Origin of the sequence: Antarcticibacterium flavum, from assembly GCF_006159205.1 — a bacterium.
Taxonomy (GTDB): domain Bacteria; phylum Bacteroidota; class Bacteroidia; order Flavobacteriales; family Flavobacteriaceae; genus Gillisia; species Gillisia flava.
Genome location: NZ_CP040812.1, coordinates 1,560,751 through 1,580,059, shown reverse-complemented (window position 1 = coordinate 1,580,059; position 19,309 = coordinate 1,560,751). Strand labels below are relative to the sequence as shown.

The 19,309-nt window shown below is 39.9% G+C and carries 15 protein-coding genes; 7 read left to right on the top strand and 8 right to left on the bottom strand.

From position 1 onward, the window contains the following. Positions 1-12: 12 nt before the first annotated feature. A complete protein-coding gene (locus FHG64_RS06510; RefSeq protein WP_246054316.1) occupies positions 13-2,178 on the bottom strand; it encodes a tetratricopeptide repeat-containing sensor histidine kinase in 2,166 nt (721 codons plus the stop codon). Further along, entirely contained in the window at positions 2,159-2,521 is a 363-nt protein-coding gene (locus FHG64_RS06505) for a response regulator (protein ID WP_139065662.1), read from the bottom strand. Before FHG64_RS06505 ends, FHG64_RS06510 begins: the two co-directional genes overlap by 20 nt. Before the next feature lie 472 nt (positions 2,522-2,993). On the opposite strand from FHG64_RS06505, the gene FHG64_RS06500 reads away from it, so the two are divergent. After that, on the top strand, positions 2,994-3,371 hold the full coding sequence (locus tag FHG64_RS06500; protein ID WP_139065661.1) for a hypothetical protein: 378 nt from the start codon (positions 2,994-2,996) through the stop codon (positions 3,369-3,371). Between the two features lie 856 nt (positions 3,372-4,227). Here the strand turns inward: FHG64_RS06500 and FHG64_RS06495 are convergent. Further along, a complete protein-coding gene (locus FHG64_RS06495; RefSeq protein WP_139065660.1) occupies positions 4,228-4,590 on the bottom strand; it encodes a DUF3024 domain-containing protein in 363 nt (120 codons plus the stop codon). Between the two features lie 14 nt (positions 4,591-4,604). Beyond that, a complete protein-coding gene (locus tag FHG64_RS06490; protein ID WP_139065659.1) occupies positions 4,605-5,183 on the bottom strand; it encodes a hypothetical protein in 579 nt (192 codons plus the stop codon). A 636-nt stretch (positions 5,184-5,819) separates the two neighbouring features. Between FHG64_RS06490 and FHG64_RS06485 the strand changes: the two genes are divergently transcribed. Next, positions 5,820-6,572, top strand: a complete 753-nt coding sequence (locus FHG64_RS06485) for a LytR/AlgR family response regulator transcription factor (protein WP_139065658.1) — start codon at positions 5,820-5,822, stop codon at positions 6,570-6,572. Beyond that, complete coding sequence (locus tag FHG64_RS06480; protein WP_139065657.1) at positions 6,550-9,534, top strand: sensor histidine kinase; 2,985 nt, start codon at positions 6,550-6,552, stop codon at positions 9,532-9,534. Before FHG64_RS06485 ends, FHG64_RS06480 begins: the two co-directional genes overlap by 23 nt. A 14-nt stretch (positions 9,535-9,548) precedes the next feature. Here FHG64_RS06480 and FHG64_RS06475 read toward each other — a convergent pair whose 3' ends face one another. Further along, positions 9,549-10,679, bottom strand: a complete 1,131-nt coding sequence (locus FHG64_RS06475) for a Fic family protein (RefSeq protein WP_139065656.1) — start codon at positions 10,677-10,679, stop codon at positions 9,549-9,551. 941 nt (positions 10,680-11,620) lie between these two features. On the opposite strand from FHG64_RS06475, the gene FHG64_RS06470 reads away from it, so the two are divergent. Continuing rightward, entirely contained in the window at positions 11,621-12,130 is a 510-nt protein-coding gene (locus FHG64_RS06470) for a hypothetical protein (RefSeq protein WP_139065655.1), read from the top strand. 86 nt (positions 12,131-12,216) lie between these two features. Here FHG64_RS06470 and FHG64_RS06465 read toward each other — a convergent pair whose 3' ends face one another. Together FHG64_RS06465 and FHG64_RS06460 are read right to left on the bottom strand one after the other, a co-directional pair. Next, positions 12,217-14,184, bottom strand: coding sequence for a DUF2779 domain-containing protein (locus FHG64_RS06465; protein WP_139065654.1), 1,968 nt, complete (start codon positions 14,182-14,184; stop codon positions 12,217-12,219). A 184-nt stretch (positions 14,185-14,368) separates the two neighbouring features. Beyond that, a complete protein-coding gene (locus FHG64_RS06460; protein WP_139065653.1) occupies positions 14,369-15,475 on the bottom strand; it encodes a Fic family protein in 1,107 nt (368 codons plus the stop codon). Positions 15,476-15,752: 277 nt separating this feature from the next. On the opposite strand from FHG64_RS06460, the gene FHG64_RS06455 reads away from it, so the two are divergent. Next, positions 15,753-16,223, top strand: a complete 471-nt coding sequence (locus tag FHG64_RS06455) for a C40 family peptidase (protein WP_139065652.1) — start codon at positions 15,753-15,755, stop codon at positions 16,221-16,223. Positions 16,224-16,328: 105 nt separating this feature from the next. On the opposite strand, the gene FHG64_RS06450 is transcribed toward FHG64_RS06455, so the two are convergent. Next, positions 16,329-16,994, bottom strand: coding sequence for a class I SAM-dependent methyltransferase (locus FHG64_RS06450; protein ID WP_139065651.1), 666 nt, complete (start codon positions 16,992-16,994; stop codon positions 16,329-16,331). Positions 16,995-17,303: 309 nt separating this feature from the next. Between FHG64_RS06450 and FHG64_RS06445 the strand changes: the two genes are divergently transcribed. Continuing rightward, positions 17,304-18,419 carry a DUF2914 domain-containing protein gene (locus tag FHG64_RS06445; RefSeq protein WP_139065650.1) on the top strand — a complete coding sequence of 372 codons (1,116 nt, stop codon included), beginning with the start codon at positions 17,304-17,306 and terminating at the stop codon, positions 18,417-18,419. 165 nt (positions 18,420-18,584) lie between these two features. After that, positions 18,585-19,301, top strand: coding sequence for a hypothetical protein (locus FHG64_RS06440; protein ID WP_139065649.1), 717 nt, complete (start codon positions 18,585-18,587; stop codon positions 19,299-19,301). Positions 19,302-19,309: the final 8 nt, after the last annotated feature.

The following is a 19,309-nucleotide window of genomic DNA, read 5'->3' as shown; positions in this document are numbered from 1 at the left end:
CAGGTTGCTTCATTAAGCGTAGGCTTTTATTTTAAATTCAAACTCAACTGTTGTTCCCTGTTCCGTTTTTTCAAGCATGGTGCCATGAAGTTGCTGGGTCAATAATTGTATTAATTGAGAACCAAATCCGGTTCCTTTTGGTGCTAAGCCTTTTATTTTACCAACTCCGTTATCTGCGACTTTTAAAGTCAAAGTTTCAGGAGTAGATTGTGATAAGCTTATTTGGATGGTTCCGTTATTGTCTACAGGGAATGCATATTTAAGGGCGTTGGTAAGCAGTTCGTTTACAATTAAGCCAATAGGCACGGCTGTATCCACATCCAGTTCAAGGGTTTCCATAACACATTTGATCTTCACTTTATCTTCAGCATTAAAGGTATCTAGAACTCCTTCGCCCAAATTCAGAAAATAGTCTTTCATCTCAATACTGCCCAGGTTTGTACCCTGATATAACTTCTGGTGGATAATGCTCATCGACTGTATCCGGTTTTGACTGGCAACCATAGCCTCTTTAGTTGCAGGGTCTTCTATTTGAGCCGATTGTAATGAAATTAAGCTCTTGACCAGTTCCAGGTTATTTTTTACACGATGATGTATTTCCTTGAGGAGCAGTTCATTTTCAGCATTCCGCCTATCCAGTAATACATTTTTGTCGGCTAACTCTTCATTTAATGCTTTTAGTTTATGATTACTCCTTTGCTTAAGCCTGTAATTACGATAAAGTAAGCCGAGTAATAAAACACCAATGGTTAAGGCCACAATATAAATGCTTTGTCGTTGCTGATTGGCTGCAAGCTTTTTTTCCTGTTGTAGCACATCTACCTGCAATTCACTTTCACGAAGGCTTCTTTCGTTTCTTTCTACTTCGATAATATTGTTAGCCTCAGACCATTCCTTATAGTTTTCCAGTGCTTTTTTATAATCTCCCTGGAGCTCATGGACCTGGTATAATTTATTGATGAAGTAGGCTGTATTGGCTTTGGTGTTAATTTCAATGGAGGAATTCCTCGCTTTTTCATAATAGGCGATTGCTTCGGCATATCGATTTTCTGCCTTTGCAATGTCTCCTAAACGGGAATGTGCAAATTGATAAACATCAATAGTGCGCAAATTATTATCCTCCAGTAATTTGATGGTTTTATATAAGTAGGGTTTAGCCTCTTCGTATTTTTCTTTGTCGATAAGTTTGCTGCCCTGGGCATAATAATACCAGGTATGATGAAAAGGATTGGTTATTTTTGGCAATAGCATTGCTATTTGATCCATATAATAATAACCAGAATCAGAATTTGCATCTGCGTAATGGTAGTATAAAGTTTTGTAGGTAGTCATAAGGGCTTCATTCTTTTCAGGATAATCTGAATTCTGGAAACCAGCCACACTTTCTCTTAGATACTGGAAAGATTTTTCCTGCTCTTCCGGCAACCCATATTGATAAAGAAATCTTCCCTTATCCTTTAAAAGCTTTAGCTGAATTTCAGGTCGGGGATCATCCTTGAGCAAATTCACGGCTTTTTCAAAAAGTTCCAGTCCGGGTTTTGGCTCTCCTCTTACTATTTTTATCAAAGCCCAATTGACTAATAGGTCATAACCTAAAACTTTATCTTTCCTGCTTTCCGGTATTTTTTCGTAATAATCCCAGCCTATGGGTGCCAGCGAATCCACGACAATAAAGTTATGTGACCTGTTCGCCCTGTCGGTAATATCACGAAACAAATCGGCCAAACGTTCATATTGTAAAGGCTTGTTGTTTTGGAGAAGGAGTGCTGCCCTGTCAAAATAATAGACAGTGCTGTCCCGGTTAAAATGCGGCATTTCCCTGAACCACATGGCCTTGTCCTGGTAGGCTCTGCTTAAAGCAGTAACCTGAGCAGGGGAAAGGTCTTGGTCAGCAATCCTTTTACTTAATTGTAAACTTTTAGGTTCTGGTTGATGCAGGGGCTCCATGGCATCCTTTTCTTTGTAAAAAGAAGCGCTGTCCTTATAGAAAAGAGGCATATAAATAAATAGGGAAGCTTTATTAGCATAAGAATTGCCCGAACCAATTACAGTTTTTACGGATGTGGCTTTTGCAGGTGAATTTTTTGAAAATCCGCTCAGGTGAAGGAGTAAAGCACTGCACCACAAAAGGAAGATACTCAGGGTGTGCCTTTTGGATTTATCTGTTTTGAAGATCATGGGATGTGGGATGGGAATTATTTTGAAGTTGAGAAATGCTTAACTCAAAATTGCGTTGCAGATCCAGTTTTTTGTAGGGTTTGAAAATAAAAGCATAAGGGTGGGGGCCTTTTGCCCGGTTGAAATTGGCATCATCTCCATTGGCGGTAAGATTAAGGGAAACTTTGAACTGAATGTCGATTAGGGCTGTATCTGGGAGGTTGTTCTGTATATGGCTAAGGGTATCTTTCCCACCCGGGATAATCCCCGGGACCTCGTGGCTCATTTCACAAAGCTGCATGGAAATATTGGCTTCATTGATCATTTCTTCCCCGACAACTAATATTTTAACAGGTTGCTTCATTAGTGCCTAATTTTATTGGGACCCATTATACACAGTGGTCTTTTAAATGAATTTCAATATCAATTAAATCACCGGGCGAGAGGTGAAGGGGTTAAAAGCTGCTAAACTGAAAAAAAATCCTGTTGGATAACACAGAAAACTAAGGTAGTAAAAAATTGGGTTAAAAATATCTTGTTGGCTGATTTTGAGGTTTTTATTGAATTTTCTACAAGAATATACAATTATGAAGTACGGTATGGTTGGCAAATTTTTGCCATTCATAAAAGCGTGATTTCGCAATTTACTCAAACTCTATAGTATACATTATGCACTATACATTATACAATTTGCTATATACAGGTTTTCGGCTTCAGGATTTTTTTTACTCAATACCCAATTCTCACTACTCAATTCTCAACTCAATTCTCACTACTATAAAACGTCACCCTTTGGCGCTTTGACATTTTACTTTTACCATAAATAATTATAAACGATGATTTATAACACCGTTAATCAAACAGCTAATAATCAAAGAGCTAATTTGACCGAGCAACTTGCCGAAAACCTCCTGTGCCTGGGATTCTCCATCTCCTTTGAAGAAATGAATGGGATAGAATTTATTTCTGTTACTTCAGAAGCTTCGCCGGGAGGAAAGTTGTTCTTTCTCCCTTTCGATCCTGTTACAAACAGGGCTGCCGACTTTCTACTTTTACTATCCCTTATGAGCGGATTACCCGGAACCACCTCCATAGTAGTCGCGGGAGCAGGGGAGCGGGAGATGATGCGGAATATTCTAAGAATGCAGGAGATTTCCGGGATAGAGGTATGGTCCCTGGATAAACTGAAGGATTATCCGTTGCAGGTGATTTAGGAAGGTAGAATCTGTAGTCTGGACTTGTTATAGCAAGCGATTGAATGGCTGACAAAAATTAAATTCCAAATTCGAAATTCCAAAAAATAGGAAAAAAAGAAAAAGAGAGCAGAGGGAAGAGAGAAGAGATACCGGGAGTTTAAATACAATAGTCTGGACGGGTGGGTACTTATTGGTAAATCGTCTTAGGAAGAAACCTCACAGGTTTCGAAAACCTGTGAGGTTTGAGCGTGCTTCTTTGTTATACAAGTGATTAGGGAAATTTTAAGCAGGAGAATCAGCATCATGATTCTTTTTATGCAGTAAGAAATAATCGGGTAGAAAGATCCCTTTAATGTTGGGGTTCGAACGCGAGGGAGACCTGCCAGGTTTAAGTTCCTTAAAAAGACAAAAATTGTTATTTAATCCTCCTCTGGAAAGAAGAAACCTGGTAGGTCTAAACAAGGAAAAACGAGTCCGTTTGTACATCGCGAGGGAGACCTACCAGGATAAATAATCGAAAGAGCATGGATATCCTTTATCATTCCGGCTTTTGTTGACGAGAAACCTGGCAGGTCTGGTGCCGGGTGCATTTAGAAACAAGAAACAAGAATCATTACGCAAATCGAGGTGTAGATCTTTTATAAGACGCTTTTTTTTACCGCAAAGAGCGCAAAGTTTTACGCAAAGAGCACAAAGGATTTTTCTTTGCGACCCTGGCGTATTGTCTTAGCGTCCTTCGCGGTTATAATCAAATTCCAGGCACCAAATTCCAAATTCCAAATTCCAAACCAAATTATAAAAAGCCAAAGGAAAACGGCTAACCTCTTATGCCTGCAGGGCCTACTGTATAAAAGTAAAATTGAAGAACGGAAAATTAGTATAACACCAATTTACATATAAAATATCCCTTCTCGTCCTCTTCCACCAGGTGAAAGAAATCCCGGAGATTTTCTACTGCAGGAATAGGCTCATAGCGTTCCCAGTTGAGGTATTTGTCCTTTCCATACACCTTCCAGCAATTGGTATTCTTCACATACGTAGCCTTCCCTGCTTCAGTCTTTATTACTGAATTTGCCTTTTTAAGATCAGGCCGTAGTTCGTAAATAATGACCGACTGGCCTTTTATATAAAAATCCAGGTCCAGCAAGTGACGAATATCTCCAGGAGGTCGGTTATTATTTAGAAAAAGAGCTGCTTCAATCTTTATTTCAGTAAGCTGTGCCTGGTCAAATGCCATGAAAATTCAAATATTTAAAGGCTATCAATTGCCACTTTCAAATCATGAAATTTGCAGACGGTATGATCAATTCCTAAAAGCGCGCCTAAAGTAATATGAGATGAATTTCTATCTTTTTCGTCCAGAACCCGGGTAGGAACTACATAAAAATTCCATTGGTCCAGATCCAGAGGATTTACCTTTTCCGGGTCTTTAGTTGTCAAAAGGCAGAAAATGAAGACATCACTCCAGCGCCTTTGAAATCCTGTAAACCCGGGGGTATTCTTGTCCCCCATATGCCCTAATATGCTAAACTTAATCTGTGCATTTTTTTTGATCTTTCCATTTTCACAAAAAGCATCAGTTCGTACCGACAGTCTTTTTCCTGATTTGCTTTCCAGGTCCCAGGAAGGGAAATTCTCCTTTAACGGGGAAGCGTTATTTAAAGCACGGGCCACAATAAACCTGGCCAGTTCATTCAGGGTTTTCTTTTCCAGTAAGTTCGATTTGTTCCATTTCCAGAAATCCAGAATATCAATCCCGGTGGGTTCCCCATTGCTTGTGAAGATCTCTGTACCCGTTTTTGTGCCAGGTTCCTTAGTGAAAATTGCCATTGCGGAAGTTTTTATTAAGAAAGTATAATTAAAGAATAAAATTTGGAAAAGGAGGTAAAAATTTTGGTTTTCAATTCCAACAGACATCAAATTACAAATTCCAGGCACCAAATTCCAGGCATAAAATTCCAGGCACCAAATCCAAAATTCCAAATTCCAACGGAAAACGGTATACAGAAAACAGAAAACGGAAAACAGCAAGCGGTAGGGCATATTAAGCCGGGAATCCTTCTTCCGCTTTGTTCGCTTTCTACTTTGAGATTAATTAAGGTCACGCAGTGCCCACCCCGGCCTTCGGCCACCCCTCCGAAGGAGGGGAATCGTCATGAGATAACTCCGTGCAACTCCTTTTTAAACTCCTTTTAAACTCTGGGTTTAACCTACAATTAGACTCGAAGAAAGAAAAATTAACCTCACCAGAAAATCCCAACTGACAACCCACAACCGACAACCGACAACATTTTTTTTCAACCTACAACCTACAACCTACAACCCACAACATTTTTTTAAATTCCAAATTCCAAATTCCAAATTCCAAAAAAAAAACAAATGAAAACTGAAAACGGAAAACGGAAAACGGTAAACAGAAAACAGCAAACAACCGGATTCCTCACTTTTTTGTTTTAACTTTATTTTATGATAAAAGCAGTAATAATTGATGACGAATTAAATGCCCGGGAGTTGCTGGAGAAGACCCTGGTTAAGTATTTTCCGAACAGGTTTAATATCGTTGCGAAATGTGATTCAGTAGATGCAGGCGTGATGGCGATTAAGAACTATGAACCGCAGCTGGTTTTTCTGGATATTCAGATGCCGGAGAAGAACGGGTTTGAGCTGTTCAAAAGTTTTGAGGCCATAAATTTCGAGGTTATTTTCACTACGGCTCATAATCAATTTGCCATTAAGGCGATTAAACGCAGTGCACTGGATTATTTGCTGAAGCCTATTAACCATATGGACCTGGCAGAGGCGGTGAAGAAATTCGAGAAAAAGAATGCCGGCAATTTTGCACAGAAGAAACTGGCTCTACTGCTCGAGAATTTGAATGTGAATGACCAGAATGTTAGCAAGATCGCATTTCCTACTACTGATGGTTTTGAGCTGATACATACCAACCAGATCCTGTATTGCAAGGCAGAGAGTAATTATTGCTGTATAAAAAAGATTGAAGGCAGCACCAAATTGGCCGCGAAAACCCTGAAATTTGTGGAGGAGATCCTGCCGACCAATACGTTTAAGAGGATTCATAAAAGCTACGTCATCAACCTGAACTACGTGGTGAGGTACCACAAGGCAAACAAGGAAATTGAATTAACCAATGGAGAGAAACTTCCTGTTTCCTTTCGAAAAGAAGAAGAGTTCATCAATGCCATTCTACAGAACCAGTAAGCTTTTCCTCTTATTTTTCCTATGCTATAGTTTGGGGTTTTCCCAGAATTATCCCGGCAGGAATTATACTGCAGCCGTGGAACTGCCCAATAATTCGGTAAGGTCTTTATTGGTGGACAGCAATAATATCCTGTGGATTGGGACAGAGAACGGACTCGTAAAAAAGGAGAACGACATCTTTAAATATTTCTTCGAGGAGGATGGCCTGGCGCTCAACAGTTGCTGGGCCATTGCAGAAGACAGCAACGGCAGGCTCTGGTTCGGCAGCTATGGCGGGGGTTTGAGTATTTATGACGGAAATAAATTCCAGGTCATTTCAGAAGAGGAGGGGCTGGTTCATAACGAGATCACCAAACTATATGCTTCCGGAAACCTGATGTACGTGGGCACCAGTGACGGGGTTTCAGTCATAGATATCAATACCCTGGAGGTTCGTTCCTTTGATGATCCTTCAGCAGAACAGCTTTTTAGGGTCAGGGATTTTTTAGAGTACGACGAGCATGTCTACGTTATTACTTATAGCACCGGCATCTATAAACTTCAGCAGAAGGGGAGCCAATGGGATTTGCTCAAGGTGAATGATCATACTTTCATTTATTCTGTATTTGTGGATAATGACAGCGTCTTCAGCAGTAACAAAGAGTATTTCACCAAACACAGCCTTTCCGAATATCTGAAGGAGGAGGTGCCTGAGGAGGTAGAAAAATTTGGGTTCTCCATTATCTGGGATTATGTGAAGACCCGCAATAACAGATTGTTTGCTGCAGCCTGGGGAATATATGATGCTAACGGTGGGATCTATGAAATAGTGGATAACCGGCTTATCTCCATGACTTCTCAATTCAATGTCCCAAGCCGGGAAGTGGTCTCCCTGGCATATGACCCAAACTTTGAAAAATTGTATGTAGGCACGCAGGATATGGGACTGTTTGAGATCAGTCTGGATCCGCAGATAAAATTCAGCGGGATCATAGGGAACAAGGTGCTGGGATTTGCCGCTGCCAGCAGTACTTCCGCAGTGTTGTTAGATGATGGCATCCTGATTAAAGGAGCAGAAAATGAACAAAAGATCTCCTTGCTTCAGCTAAAGAAATGGCAGGAAGATTATGTGCTGAAGACCACCCTTCCCTTGCCCAAACACAGGGATGATTTCTATGAATTGGATTATGCTACACTGGCCGAAAATATTGAATTCTATGACATAAAAGTGTCAGAAGATAGCTATTGGGTAAACACCACTATTGGTGTATTTGTCGTGAAGGAATCCGGGGAACTTGCGCGTTATTTGCCTTTGCATACAGAGGAAGTCAACTTCACGCCGGCCGGGGCTCTTATCGAGACCAATCCTTATGGCGGGGTGAGGGTTTACAGCGATGTGGATGCTTTTAAATATCAGCATTTCGATCAGGAGGAGCCCCACACCCCCACAATGGTGGTCAACAGCCTGAGAAAAAAGGATAAGACCTATTTTCTCTCCATTTTTTCCGGACTTTATGTGTGGGAAAATGATCGTTTCCGGTCCTATTTAAAAGAGGATATCTGGAGTGAAAAAAAGTTGAAGCATATCACTGCCCTTGGAAGGGATCTTGCGATTTCAAATGAGTTTGGGGATGTGTTCCTCGTGAATGATGAGGCGGGATTTGAAGTTAAAAAGAAAATTCCGCGCGCCGAGATCCGCGGGAATTCCATTTCTTTTCTGAAGGATTATCAATGCACCCTGCTTATAGGTACAGAAAAGGGATTGACGCTTTATAAGGACGGGCGCTTTATATTTCTGGATAGGGAACAGGGCCTGGAGCAGCCTCTGCGAAGTGCCCGGGTAAACGGGAATATCCTGTCCATAGGCAGCGATAACGGCTATTATCTCATAGATCTTGATGAGGTGGGGGAGACGAAAGCTTTGGTAGATCAAATTAGGCTGAAGGAGCTCCTGGTCAATAATACTGAATTTTCTTCGGAAGGATTCAATGGTAAGCAGCCGCTGACTCTGCCGCACAATGAGAATTCGGTATTGCTGAAGTTTGGTACCAATGCACACCCTTATCCGAATAAATTGCAATATCGCTACCGCTTAAATGCCAATGAACCCTGGAGCCTGCCTGTGAACCAACCCGAAATCTTTCTACCTGCCCTGCCGCCCAATGATTACGCGATAGACGTAGAAGTACTGGATGCCAGCACGGGGCTCACTTTTTCCCAGTCATTGCTAAGTTTGTCTATACTTCCTCCATTCTGGCAAACCTGGTGGTTTTCGGCACTTCTTATAGGCACCCTGCTATTGGTGGTTTACAGTGTTTATGTATATCAAATAAGGCAACACAGGCAATATGAAGAACAAAAGGCACTGATCCAGAAGCGGTTTGAGGAAACCAAAATGGAGGCCCTCCTGGCGCAAATGAATCCGCATTTTATTTTTAATGCGATGAACTCCATCCAGTACTATATTATGGACAGTGATATAGATAAAGCCACCGTTTTCCTGGGGGATTTTTCGAAACTCATCAGGTTGAACCTGGACCACTGTATCAAACCCGGAATCTCGCTGAACGAAGAAATTGAATACCTGCAATCCTATATCAGGATCGAGAATACGCGGTTCAATAACAGGATAAAGGTGAACTTTGAAATTGATCCTGCCATCAATACCTATGAACTGAATATCCCCACGATGTTACTGCAAACTTTTGTGGAAAATGTCTTCGTTCACGCTTTTCCAAACCAGGTGAAAGATCCCAACTTAAAAATCTCTTTCAGGTTGCTTACAGAAGATGTCCTGCAATGCAAAATCGAAGACAACGGCATAGGCTTCACCGGCAGCCCCTCCAATAAACTCCACGACTCCAAAGGCGTTAAGCTGGTAAGGGAGCGATTGGCCTTGCTGGGGTATGATGTGGAAGAGGCGTTGCAAATAACTTCCTCAAAAGAGAGTGGCACCACTGTCATTCTTGGGTTAAAAGTCTAGCGATAGCTCTTGAATTAAGAATTGTGCTTAAACAGTTCGATATACTCTTTAAAGGCATAAAGCCTTCCACGTTGGGCACCGGTAATTTCTTTTACCACCTCCAGGTCTTCCAGTACCGAGAGTAGATTATACGCCGGCTTAAGGGATTTGCCAGTAATTTCACTTACTTTTTGGGCGTCGATAATGGGTTTGGAATATAGATATTCCACTACTTTAAAAGCATCACCACTTCGCGCCCCGATTCCTTTTAATTTATTTTCTAATTCTTTTTGTAGTTGCAAAATTCCGTCAAAGGTTTTCACCCCATTTTTAGAAGTTTCAATGATGCCTGCAAGAAAGAACTTAAACCATTGATTAAGGTCATCATGTGTGCGAACGCGCATCAGGTTGTCATAATATAATGTTCTGTGCTTTTCGAAAAAATCTGACAGGTACAAAATTGGTTGTTTCAAGATGCCTTTACTCACCAGGTATAAAGTGATCATTAACCGTCCCACCCGTCCGTTTCCATCCAGGAATGGATGTATGGTTTCAAATTGGTAATGTATAAGTGCAACTTTTAGCAAATCGGGCAAAGGATTTGCTTCATCGTTGGCAAACTTTTCTATATCTCCCATTAGTTCATCAATGGAAGTGTGTACTGGAGGTACAAAAACAGCATCGTTTATACTTGCACCTCCTATCCAGTTCTGACTTTTCCGGTATTCCCCTGGCATTTTATGTTCGCCTCTTACCCCCTGAAGCAGTATTTTATGGGTTTGTTTAATAAGTCTGGAGGAAAAGGGTAGGCGATGCAACATTTGCACGGCTTCCTTCATTGCCAAAATATAATTTTGTACCTCTTCCCAATCGTTCCTTTTTTCTGAATGAACTTCCTCCTTTGATAAAAACGCTTCTTCTATATTGGTTTGCGTACCTTCAATTTTAGAAGATTGAACCGCCTCCTTAGCAATGTGCATTTGAATAAACAATTCAATATGCACATATTCAGAATACATATCCAATCGACCCAAATGCCGGTCGGCCTGGCTAAGCAGCTGCAGGACCTGCATATCACTTACAGTCCAATCCCTGTTAATCATCCCGGGTTGAAAACTTTTATAATAACCTTGCTGAATATAATTCCCTGCTTTGAACGTTTTCATATAAAAGTAAAATTCTCTTGTTGCTTATTTTACTAAAATAGAAAAAGCTACAATAATAAGCGATGTTATTTTACTTTTTAATCAAAAAGTAAAATAAGGATTTTCTCATATCCTAGTCACACAAATTTATTAAACCTATGTATTGTGGAAAAATACGAGGTTCCGCATAGAGGTGAACCTTAATATAGACCCTTTCTATTGATGTGTATGATGTTGAAATCCCTAACATGACCTTTCGAATCTATACAGAAAATGTGTTTGTTCGATTTTCTGCCCGGAGTCACCAATCCCACATTAAAGGTTTATATCAAATCGGTTTCAGAAGATGTTTTGCAATGTGAAATCGAAGATAATGGGATTGGCTTCTCTAAGGGTTCAAACAATAAATTCCACGACTCCAAAGACGTTAAGCTGATAAGGGAGGGATTGGCCTTGCTGGGCTATGCTGTATAGGAAGCGCTGCAAATAATTTCCAGAAAAAATACTGGCACCACTGTCATTCTTAAGTTGAAGGTCTAACGATAACTTCCGGATTCCATACGTTTACTAATCCAGCATCCTGCGTCTTAACATAATATTTAGATTTGATGCAAACCAGAAATGGTTAACATTTAATCTATCAAAAAATGCTCCCGGTTTAATATTGTGAAGTAGGGTTTACGGTGTTTTTTCGGGGGCTTTTTATAACTGCTGATACAAATATTCTTAAAAACGCTGTTTTTCTCTTCAGCCAATTCATTTGATCAGGTGGTTAAAACGTCAGTGTAACATAAAAACTAAAATTTAATTTAAATAAATCTATGAATTTAAATGTCGAATGCCCTAACCCGGACTGTAGAAGTGAAAGTGCTTTTTTTAACGGCGTATGTTACGAATGCCCTGATTGCGAACGTGAATGGGGAGAATTTGGTATAGATGACTAAATTTAAAATAGATAAAAAATGACCCTAACAGTTATAACTTCAATAGCATCATTACTAATTGGATTTTTTGCCTCAAGATTTTTTTACTTGTATAAAAACTACCAGAATGGAAAAGTTGATGGTGCTTTTGAAAAGGAAAAGGAATTATTTTATAATTATAATAAAGAAAGTATTAAATCGAAACTTGAAAATCGTGAACTTGAATTACAATTTTTGAAAGGAAAAGAGGAAGGTCAAAAGGAAGAACGGAAAAAAATAGAAATTCAGATTATTCCCAGGATCTATGTGGAAGACGGTATATTCAGTAAAACACTTTTTACCGGCTATGATATTCAAGTTAAATACGATACATTGCCTATTGGTGGAACTCAGTATTATCCAGAAAATACCATAGAAAAATTCAAGGATGAGAATTTTAAATATGTAGCAGATTTACTTCAGAAAACAGTAATTGACGTTGCAGAAAAATTTATCAATAAAGGTTTTAGTGTTGATGCCTTAAAAGCTCCTAAAGTAGCAACAGCTTAGAAACAATACAGAGAAAACTCATTGTGTCTTTTTCTATCGCTATTTTTATTTCCGAAGGAGTTGGATTAAAGTTATTCTCTACTAAGTCAGCAGGTTTGGCGCCTAAAATACTCCCAAATCATCACCATCGCCAACGTATCCAATTCACAATACTTGAGCAGCGACTGCTTAATCGCCAGCCGCTCCTCCTCTGGCATATCGGTATATTGTAGTTTACCATAAGCGGTCAGCGCAGCCCCGCCATCGGCAATGTCTTGCATTCCCGATACTGTGGCGTCGAGTTGTTCCTCGTCCCAGTCGGCGAAGAGGGGCGGGAGCATTTTGTACGGACTCAATACTTTGTCATTTTCGATCTGTAGCCATACATGTCTGGGATCAAAATTCTTTGAGCTTAGGCCGATCACTGCAATAGGTCTGGAGTATTTTTCCTGCAGGTGTGCAGAGGAGTTGAGAACTGCCGGGAGAACGGCTTTAATGGAGTTGGAGCCGCCCATGTATGGGTCGTAGTAGTAATCCTTCACCACGTCCAGTAGATCTATCATATTCCTATCGCCGCACCATTTTTCTGCACTGTTTTTTGTAGATTGGCTAATGGTTTTAATGAATTCCTGGAGTTCCTCCTTATCTGGTTCATCGCTGTCATTTAACTGATAATATATGGCATTCAGGATGCTGTTCTCATGAGCAGCATATCTGAAAATGCTGCCTTTATTCTTCGAAAGAGCTTTCTTTAGCTCCCGCACGAATTCGAAGTTGGGAAAATTCCCAGGTTCAAAATTGATGTATTCGCTTTCGTGCTTCACGTTCCCGGCTTCGTCTACTGTATGGTGTGAAAACTGAAACGCCACCTGCTCATAAGGCCGCCGGCCTTTGTTGAAGGGCAGGGCAGTAGCACTGGTTTCAAAATCAATGAAGTTGAGCGGAAATTTCCATTTGCTCATTTCCTGCCGGAGTTCTTCTTTTAAAATGTGAGGAGTAGTGTCGCCGGTAACGCTTTTTTCAATCTGTATCCATTGGCGTTCTGTGCGGGAGATTTTCCCGGGTGCAGGATTTAGTCCAATATCATCTTCGGAAATACCATCAAGGAAAATTTTTCCTTCTTCAAATAACTTACTGCCTCTCCTGAAATCCCAGACGTCAAAAGTACTGGCTTTGGCAAAATCTTCTTCTTTCCAGCCCATTTGTTTGCTCCAGCATTCTTTGTAACCGGACTTCATTCCTTCCGCTTCTTCTTCCGGCGTGGCCTTAAATTCACAGCCTTTACAATTCCAGGAAACCGGCGCATTAAAATATTTATCTTCAACATAGTATTCAGAAAATACTTTGATGCTCTCCAAAAAATCCAGGCTCTCAAAACACATGTGCTTCCCTGATTCTATATCATCCAAGATCTCATCTACCGGAACTTTCCCCAACACACTACGCCCACCAATCTCCTCCAGGCTGTTGATCTTCCTGGTGATCCCGGTGCGGTTGTCGGCTTTTTTGCTAATGCGGAACAGCTGATTCAACCCTTCCACGGGAGATTCTTTGGATTTATCGGCCAGCATCAGGTAGGACTTAATCTTCCACTCCGGGTGGCATTGCTGGATCACATATCGCTGAAAAGCAACATCGAACAAATATGGTTTCCAGCCGGAAACTAAGCCACCCTTTTTGCCAACCAGCAGATTCTCATCCTCCGGTTCAAAAGATTTTGCCTTTACCTCGATTAGCTGAATATTATTCCCCCGCTTTACCAGGATATCTGTACGAATGAATAGGTTCTCAAACTTAAAAGCCGCTTCAAAGATCACCACATTCTCCTGTTGCAGCAGTTCGGCTGTCTGCGCCGCTAGTAGATCGTAATTCCAGTCGTTCCCTTCAATTAAAATCCCCTCCGGATATTCCAGCCGCGCCAATTCCTCCACCTGGAATCCGCCCTGCGCAAGTGCCTCCAGGAATGGATCTTCAAGTTGCTTGTTCGCGTACTCTTTCTTTTTTGTGTAGAAGAGTTTATTCGGGCAATCTAATGCCAGTTTGAATCGGGATTTCGTTAGAAGGCGTTGGGACATGTTCCTGGTTTTATTTCACTAAGGTAATTCGAGGTAGCGACAATTGGTGTCGGGTTTAATTGATCTTAGTGTATGTATAATGTATATTGTATAGTGTATATTGTTAAAATTTTGCTCGTTATTTGTTCTTACCATAAATAAAGAAATTTCCAAAAAACCTTTTAAAACCTCGGTGTTTCTGAACCTATTTTAGGTTCAGAAAGTAGGAGGTGTTTTTTCCGCTTCCGTTCTTTACAATGATGTCATTTTGCAATAAATCCTGAAGATCTCTTGTAGCTGTGGCTTTAGAGGTTTTTGTGATGCCTATATATTTGCGCACGTTCAAACCACCTTCAAAGCCTCCGGGTCCTTCTTTGAGTATTCTTCGTATTACTTTAATTTGACGCTCATTCAAATCATTTTTATACTTGTCAAAAAACCTTGCCTTATACAGGCTGAATTCTATAATTTTTTCTGCTGAAATCTGGGCCTGAAGGGTCGTGTTTACAAAATATTTAATCCAGGGAGTGATTTCATTGGACCTTTGTGCAAGCATAAGAGCATTGTAATAATCCTTCTTCCTGCGTTCCATAGCATCAGAAAGGCTTAAAAGAATGGGCCTTTTCACGGTTTGAGATAAGGCTTTTTCGGCTATTGCCCTTCCAATCCTTCCGTTTCCATCTTCAAAAGGATGAATGCTCTCAAAATAAAGATGTGCAATGGCCGCTCGTATAACAGGTTTTTTAATTTCCTTTTCAGCATTTTTGCCGGTAAGGTTAAACCAAGAAATAAACTGTTTCATCTCCCCCGGGACCCTTTTAGAAGGTGGTGCCTCGTAGTGAATGATTTCTCTCCCCAGTGCACCGGAAACTACCTGCATGGGTTCTTCGTGGGTGCGCCATTTTCCGGCTTCCAGGGAAGAATTCCCCTTCATTAACATCCGGTGCCAGTTCAATAAAGTTTCTTCGCTTAAAGCCTCATTGAAGCTCTTTTGTGCATCGGTCATAAGCTCTGCTATTCCTTCGGCCCTTTTATCATCGGTATTGTGATGGCCCGGCAATAAACCCAGATTTTTTTTAATAGATGACATAACATCCATTCTATCCAAATACTCCCCCTCAATCGCAGAAGTCTTTACGGCTTCTGCTACCAAAAGCTCAATCACAGTTTCCACGCGAATTTCTTCCGGTAAACTTTGCAGGAGCGCATTTATCTTCCCGGCTCTTTCAGAAAATTCAAAGAGCTGTACCTCCACTTCTTCAGTAGAATAAGTGAAATTAGGCCAGTCTTTTTGTTGCCAGTTATATTTCATGAGCCGAATAAAATAGGATTCGGCTCAAATATAAGTAAAATTTGAGCCGAATAGATTTTTTTGCGGCTCAATAAATTTTTTTCCCAAAGATTTTTCAGTCTACATTATGCATTATACAGTCTACATTATACAGTCTACAGTCTACAATATACAGCCTACATCATACATTTTACGTAATTTTCAAAAAAATCCCCCTTAAATGGCAAACAGGTTATATCTCCATAATTTCGGGAAATAGGTTTTTCTGGCACTGGTTTTTTCCTTTGTAACTTATGTAGTGTATGATAAGCCGAATGATTTAGAATCGCAGCCGGAATTTTCAAAAGAGGAAACAATTTTCACGGCAGAGCAAACCAATTATACTTTCAGGGACAGCATTGTGGAATATGGAATGAATTTGTTAGGAACGCCGTATGTAACGGCGGGTAACGGAAAAGAAGGTTTTGACTGTTCCGGTTATATCTATTTCGTTTTTCAACATTTTGATATTGAGGTGCCACGAAGTACGGCAGGATATGAAAATTTTGGAACTGAGATCCCAATTGAGAAGGTCCGGAAAGGAGATCTTTTATTGTTTTTAAGTCCCACCCGCGATGCGATTGGTCATATTGGAATTGTTTCCGCAGCAAATGGGAATGAAAGCGATTTTATTCACGCTACCTCAGGAAGTGAGATGAAAGTTGTTATTACCAGCCTTTCCAATGAAGGCTATACCCGCCGGTTTGTAAAGGCCATCCGGGTGTTATAAAAAATTACGTCTAATCATTTCTAGGAAATCCTCTATTCTAAGAAAATGCGTGTTAATTTTTTACCGCAAAGTCGCAAAGATTTACGCAAAGCTCGCAAAGTTTTTCTAATGATTGATATATAAGGTAGTGACCAAAACTCCTTTAAAACCGGGATGTTTCATTGTTAGAAGCTGTTTTTCTTCCTTGACCTTAAAGTTAAACGGTGCCGCGGTTATATTTACACCACTTTTCTTTTTCAGTCTTATTCCCTGCCCGGAGATGATATCTTTATTGGGTTCAAAATCATCTTCCGGTAAATGCTCGGTAAGAAGAACATATTTGTACCGGTATAATTTTTCTACCACGCTCTTTATTTCTGCATTAGAAAGGTGTTGTAACACCTGCCGTAGAATCGCACAATCCCCCGACGGTAATTCCTCCGCTGCAATATCCAGGACGTGAAATTCTAAATTCTCTGCCCTGAATTTTTTCTTGTTGCGCGCTATAAGGTCCGGAACAATATCTATTGCGATATACTTCTTAGAATGCTGCACCAATTCCTTTCCCACATTAAAATCCCCGCACCCCAGGTCACAAACTACCGGGGGAATTTTAAAAGCTTTTAAGACTGCGCAAACGGTCTCCACATAAGGAGCTACCAGCCCGGGATGATGTGAACCCAAACCGGAATAATAGTCAGCACTATCCCCACCCCACAGGTTGTTTTCATATATCTGCGTCATGGCATCCTTGGTAGGCCAGGGCTGCTTTAGTTTTTTCTTTTTTGTCATTTAAAAGATAGAAACTGGATCATCACTCAAAAGTAAAGGATTAAAATTTGAAAAAAACGACGGTAGAAGAATCAAATTTTAATTTTGAAAAGTGCCTCTTTAATATCCTGTTTTTAAAGTTAGATTTATAATTTAAAGTATTGATAGTTAGATTCTTAGTCTTTGGTCCTGGCTCTTGGCTCTTGGCTCTTGGCTCTTGGTTCTTGGCTCTTGGCTCTTGGCTCTTGGCTCTTGGCTCTTGGCTCTTGGCTCTTGGCTCTTGACTCTTGGTTCTTTTTTTACGCTACTTTTGTCGCTACTAAATATAGTATGAAAAGAACTTTAGTAAGATATAAAAAAAGTGCTTTTGGAAGGTATGTTAGTCGCAATCAAAAGTACGCCCCCATTCTTTTTTTTATGGGTGGTTTTATTTTTGATACCTTGACCTTAGGTCGAATAGATCGTGTTTATGATACTGTGGTACTTTGCTCGCATATGACCTTATTATCCATAACGCTTTATTTGTTTAATTTGGCAGATGATGGGAAATGGAAAAACACTTTTATCGATCGTTATTCCGAATATTTTCCGCTAGCCATACAATTTTTCTTTGGGGCACTTTCAAGTGCCTTTGTCATCTATTTTTTCAGAAGTGTGTCCCTGTCAAAAACCATGGTTTTTTTCATACTGCTGGTGCTGCTCTTATTTGCAAACGAGTTCCTTAAAAAGAAGATCTCCAATAAGTACCTGCAGTTCAGTGTTTATTTTTTTATAAGTTTTACCTTTTTCACCTTTATGGTCCCTACTCTCATAAAGGAAATGAATACCTTTATTTTTATTATTTCCGGACTTCTGAGTTTGGGGTGTACCCTGGCTCTTATCCTGTTTATTTACTCCTCCAGCCCAAGCACAAGAGCAGAGATAAGTCTTACAAAACTGATTAGCGGTATCCTTTCCATCTATTTAGTGATCAATGTTTTTTACTATTTCAATCTTATTCCGCCGGTACCACTGGCTATGGAAACCGGGCTGGTGGCTCATAATGTCAGGAAAACAAATAATGAATACATCGTTACTTACGAAAGGGATGAGTGGTATGTATTTTGGCGTACACATAACATCAATTTTCATCGTCATGCCGGGGAAAGGGTTTATGTGTTCACTTCTATTTTTGCACCTACAGCTATAAAAAAATCAATTTTTCATCGTTGGCAATGGTACAATCCCAAAACCGGGAGGTGGGAAATAACCGAGGACATTGGCTTTGAAGTTACCGGTGGGCGTGATCAGGGTTACCGTGGTTATACATATAAAAACAACCTTAAGGAAGGCAACTGGGAAGTTCATATAATTACCCAAGAGGAGCTGTTGCTTGGGGTTGTAGGTTTTGAGATTAAAAACACTTCTGAACCTCATAAAGAAAGTATGGTAACGAAAACATTTTGAAACTGTTGCATAATCCTATTCAATTCTCTAAAGGTCATTGATAAGGCACTTCAAAAGGGCTGCACTTGTAGGATTGTTAAAGCGGTGAGAGTGTTGTAAATGATTATTAAAATCTTAAACGATGCATAATTAAAGTTTTTTCTATATTTAGAAAAACAACTTGAAATGAATTCCTCCCAAAACCCCTGGCTCACTTTAGCAGCTAACTCACATAGGAAAAACTTTGTCTTAGAATCAGAACTTTCAATAATAGAAAAGTTCAATTCAAAAGTTACCGATGAATACAAAATTCATGACAACATTTTCCCTGCCCCTTTTATGGGTGATGTTCATAATGCTCCTGTAATAATCCTGATGTTAAATCCTGGATATGACAAACATGAAGATGCTGAGGGAACTAATTATTATAAAACTTATGAGAATTGGTGGATGCTGCAAATACAGCACCAGCTTCCTTACCCGAAACTGCCATTGTTTTGCCTGGAGGAAGAGTATATTCAAAAATCTGACTACTGGTTTAAAAAGTTAAAACCATTAATAGATGCGACTAGCGATGAAATAGTTGCTCATAAAATAGCTAAAGTTCAATTCTTTCCATATCATTCCACCAAATATAAACCGCTTTACAAAAGACTACTTAAAGAGGAAGGTTTCAGTTCTTATTTGCCTAGCCAGAATTATAATTTTGAACTTGTTAGGAAGGCAATTCAAAGAGATGCTATCCTTATAATACCCAGAAGCAAAAGCTATTGGGAAGAAGCTATTCCTGAATTGAAAGCATATTCAAATAAATATATTACAAAAAGTTATCGTAATCCCATTTTGTCTAAAAACAACTTGGGAAGTGCATCTTTTTATAAGATCCTAACAAAATTAAAATAATAAAAAAA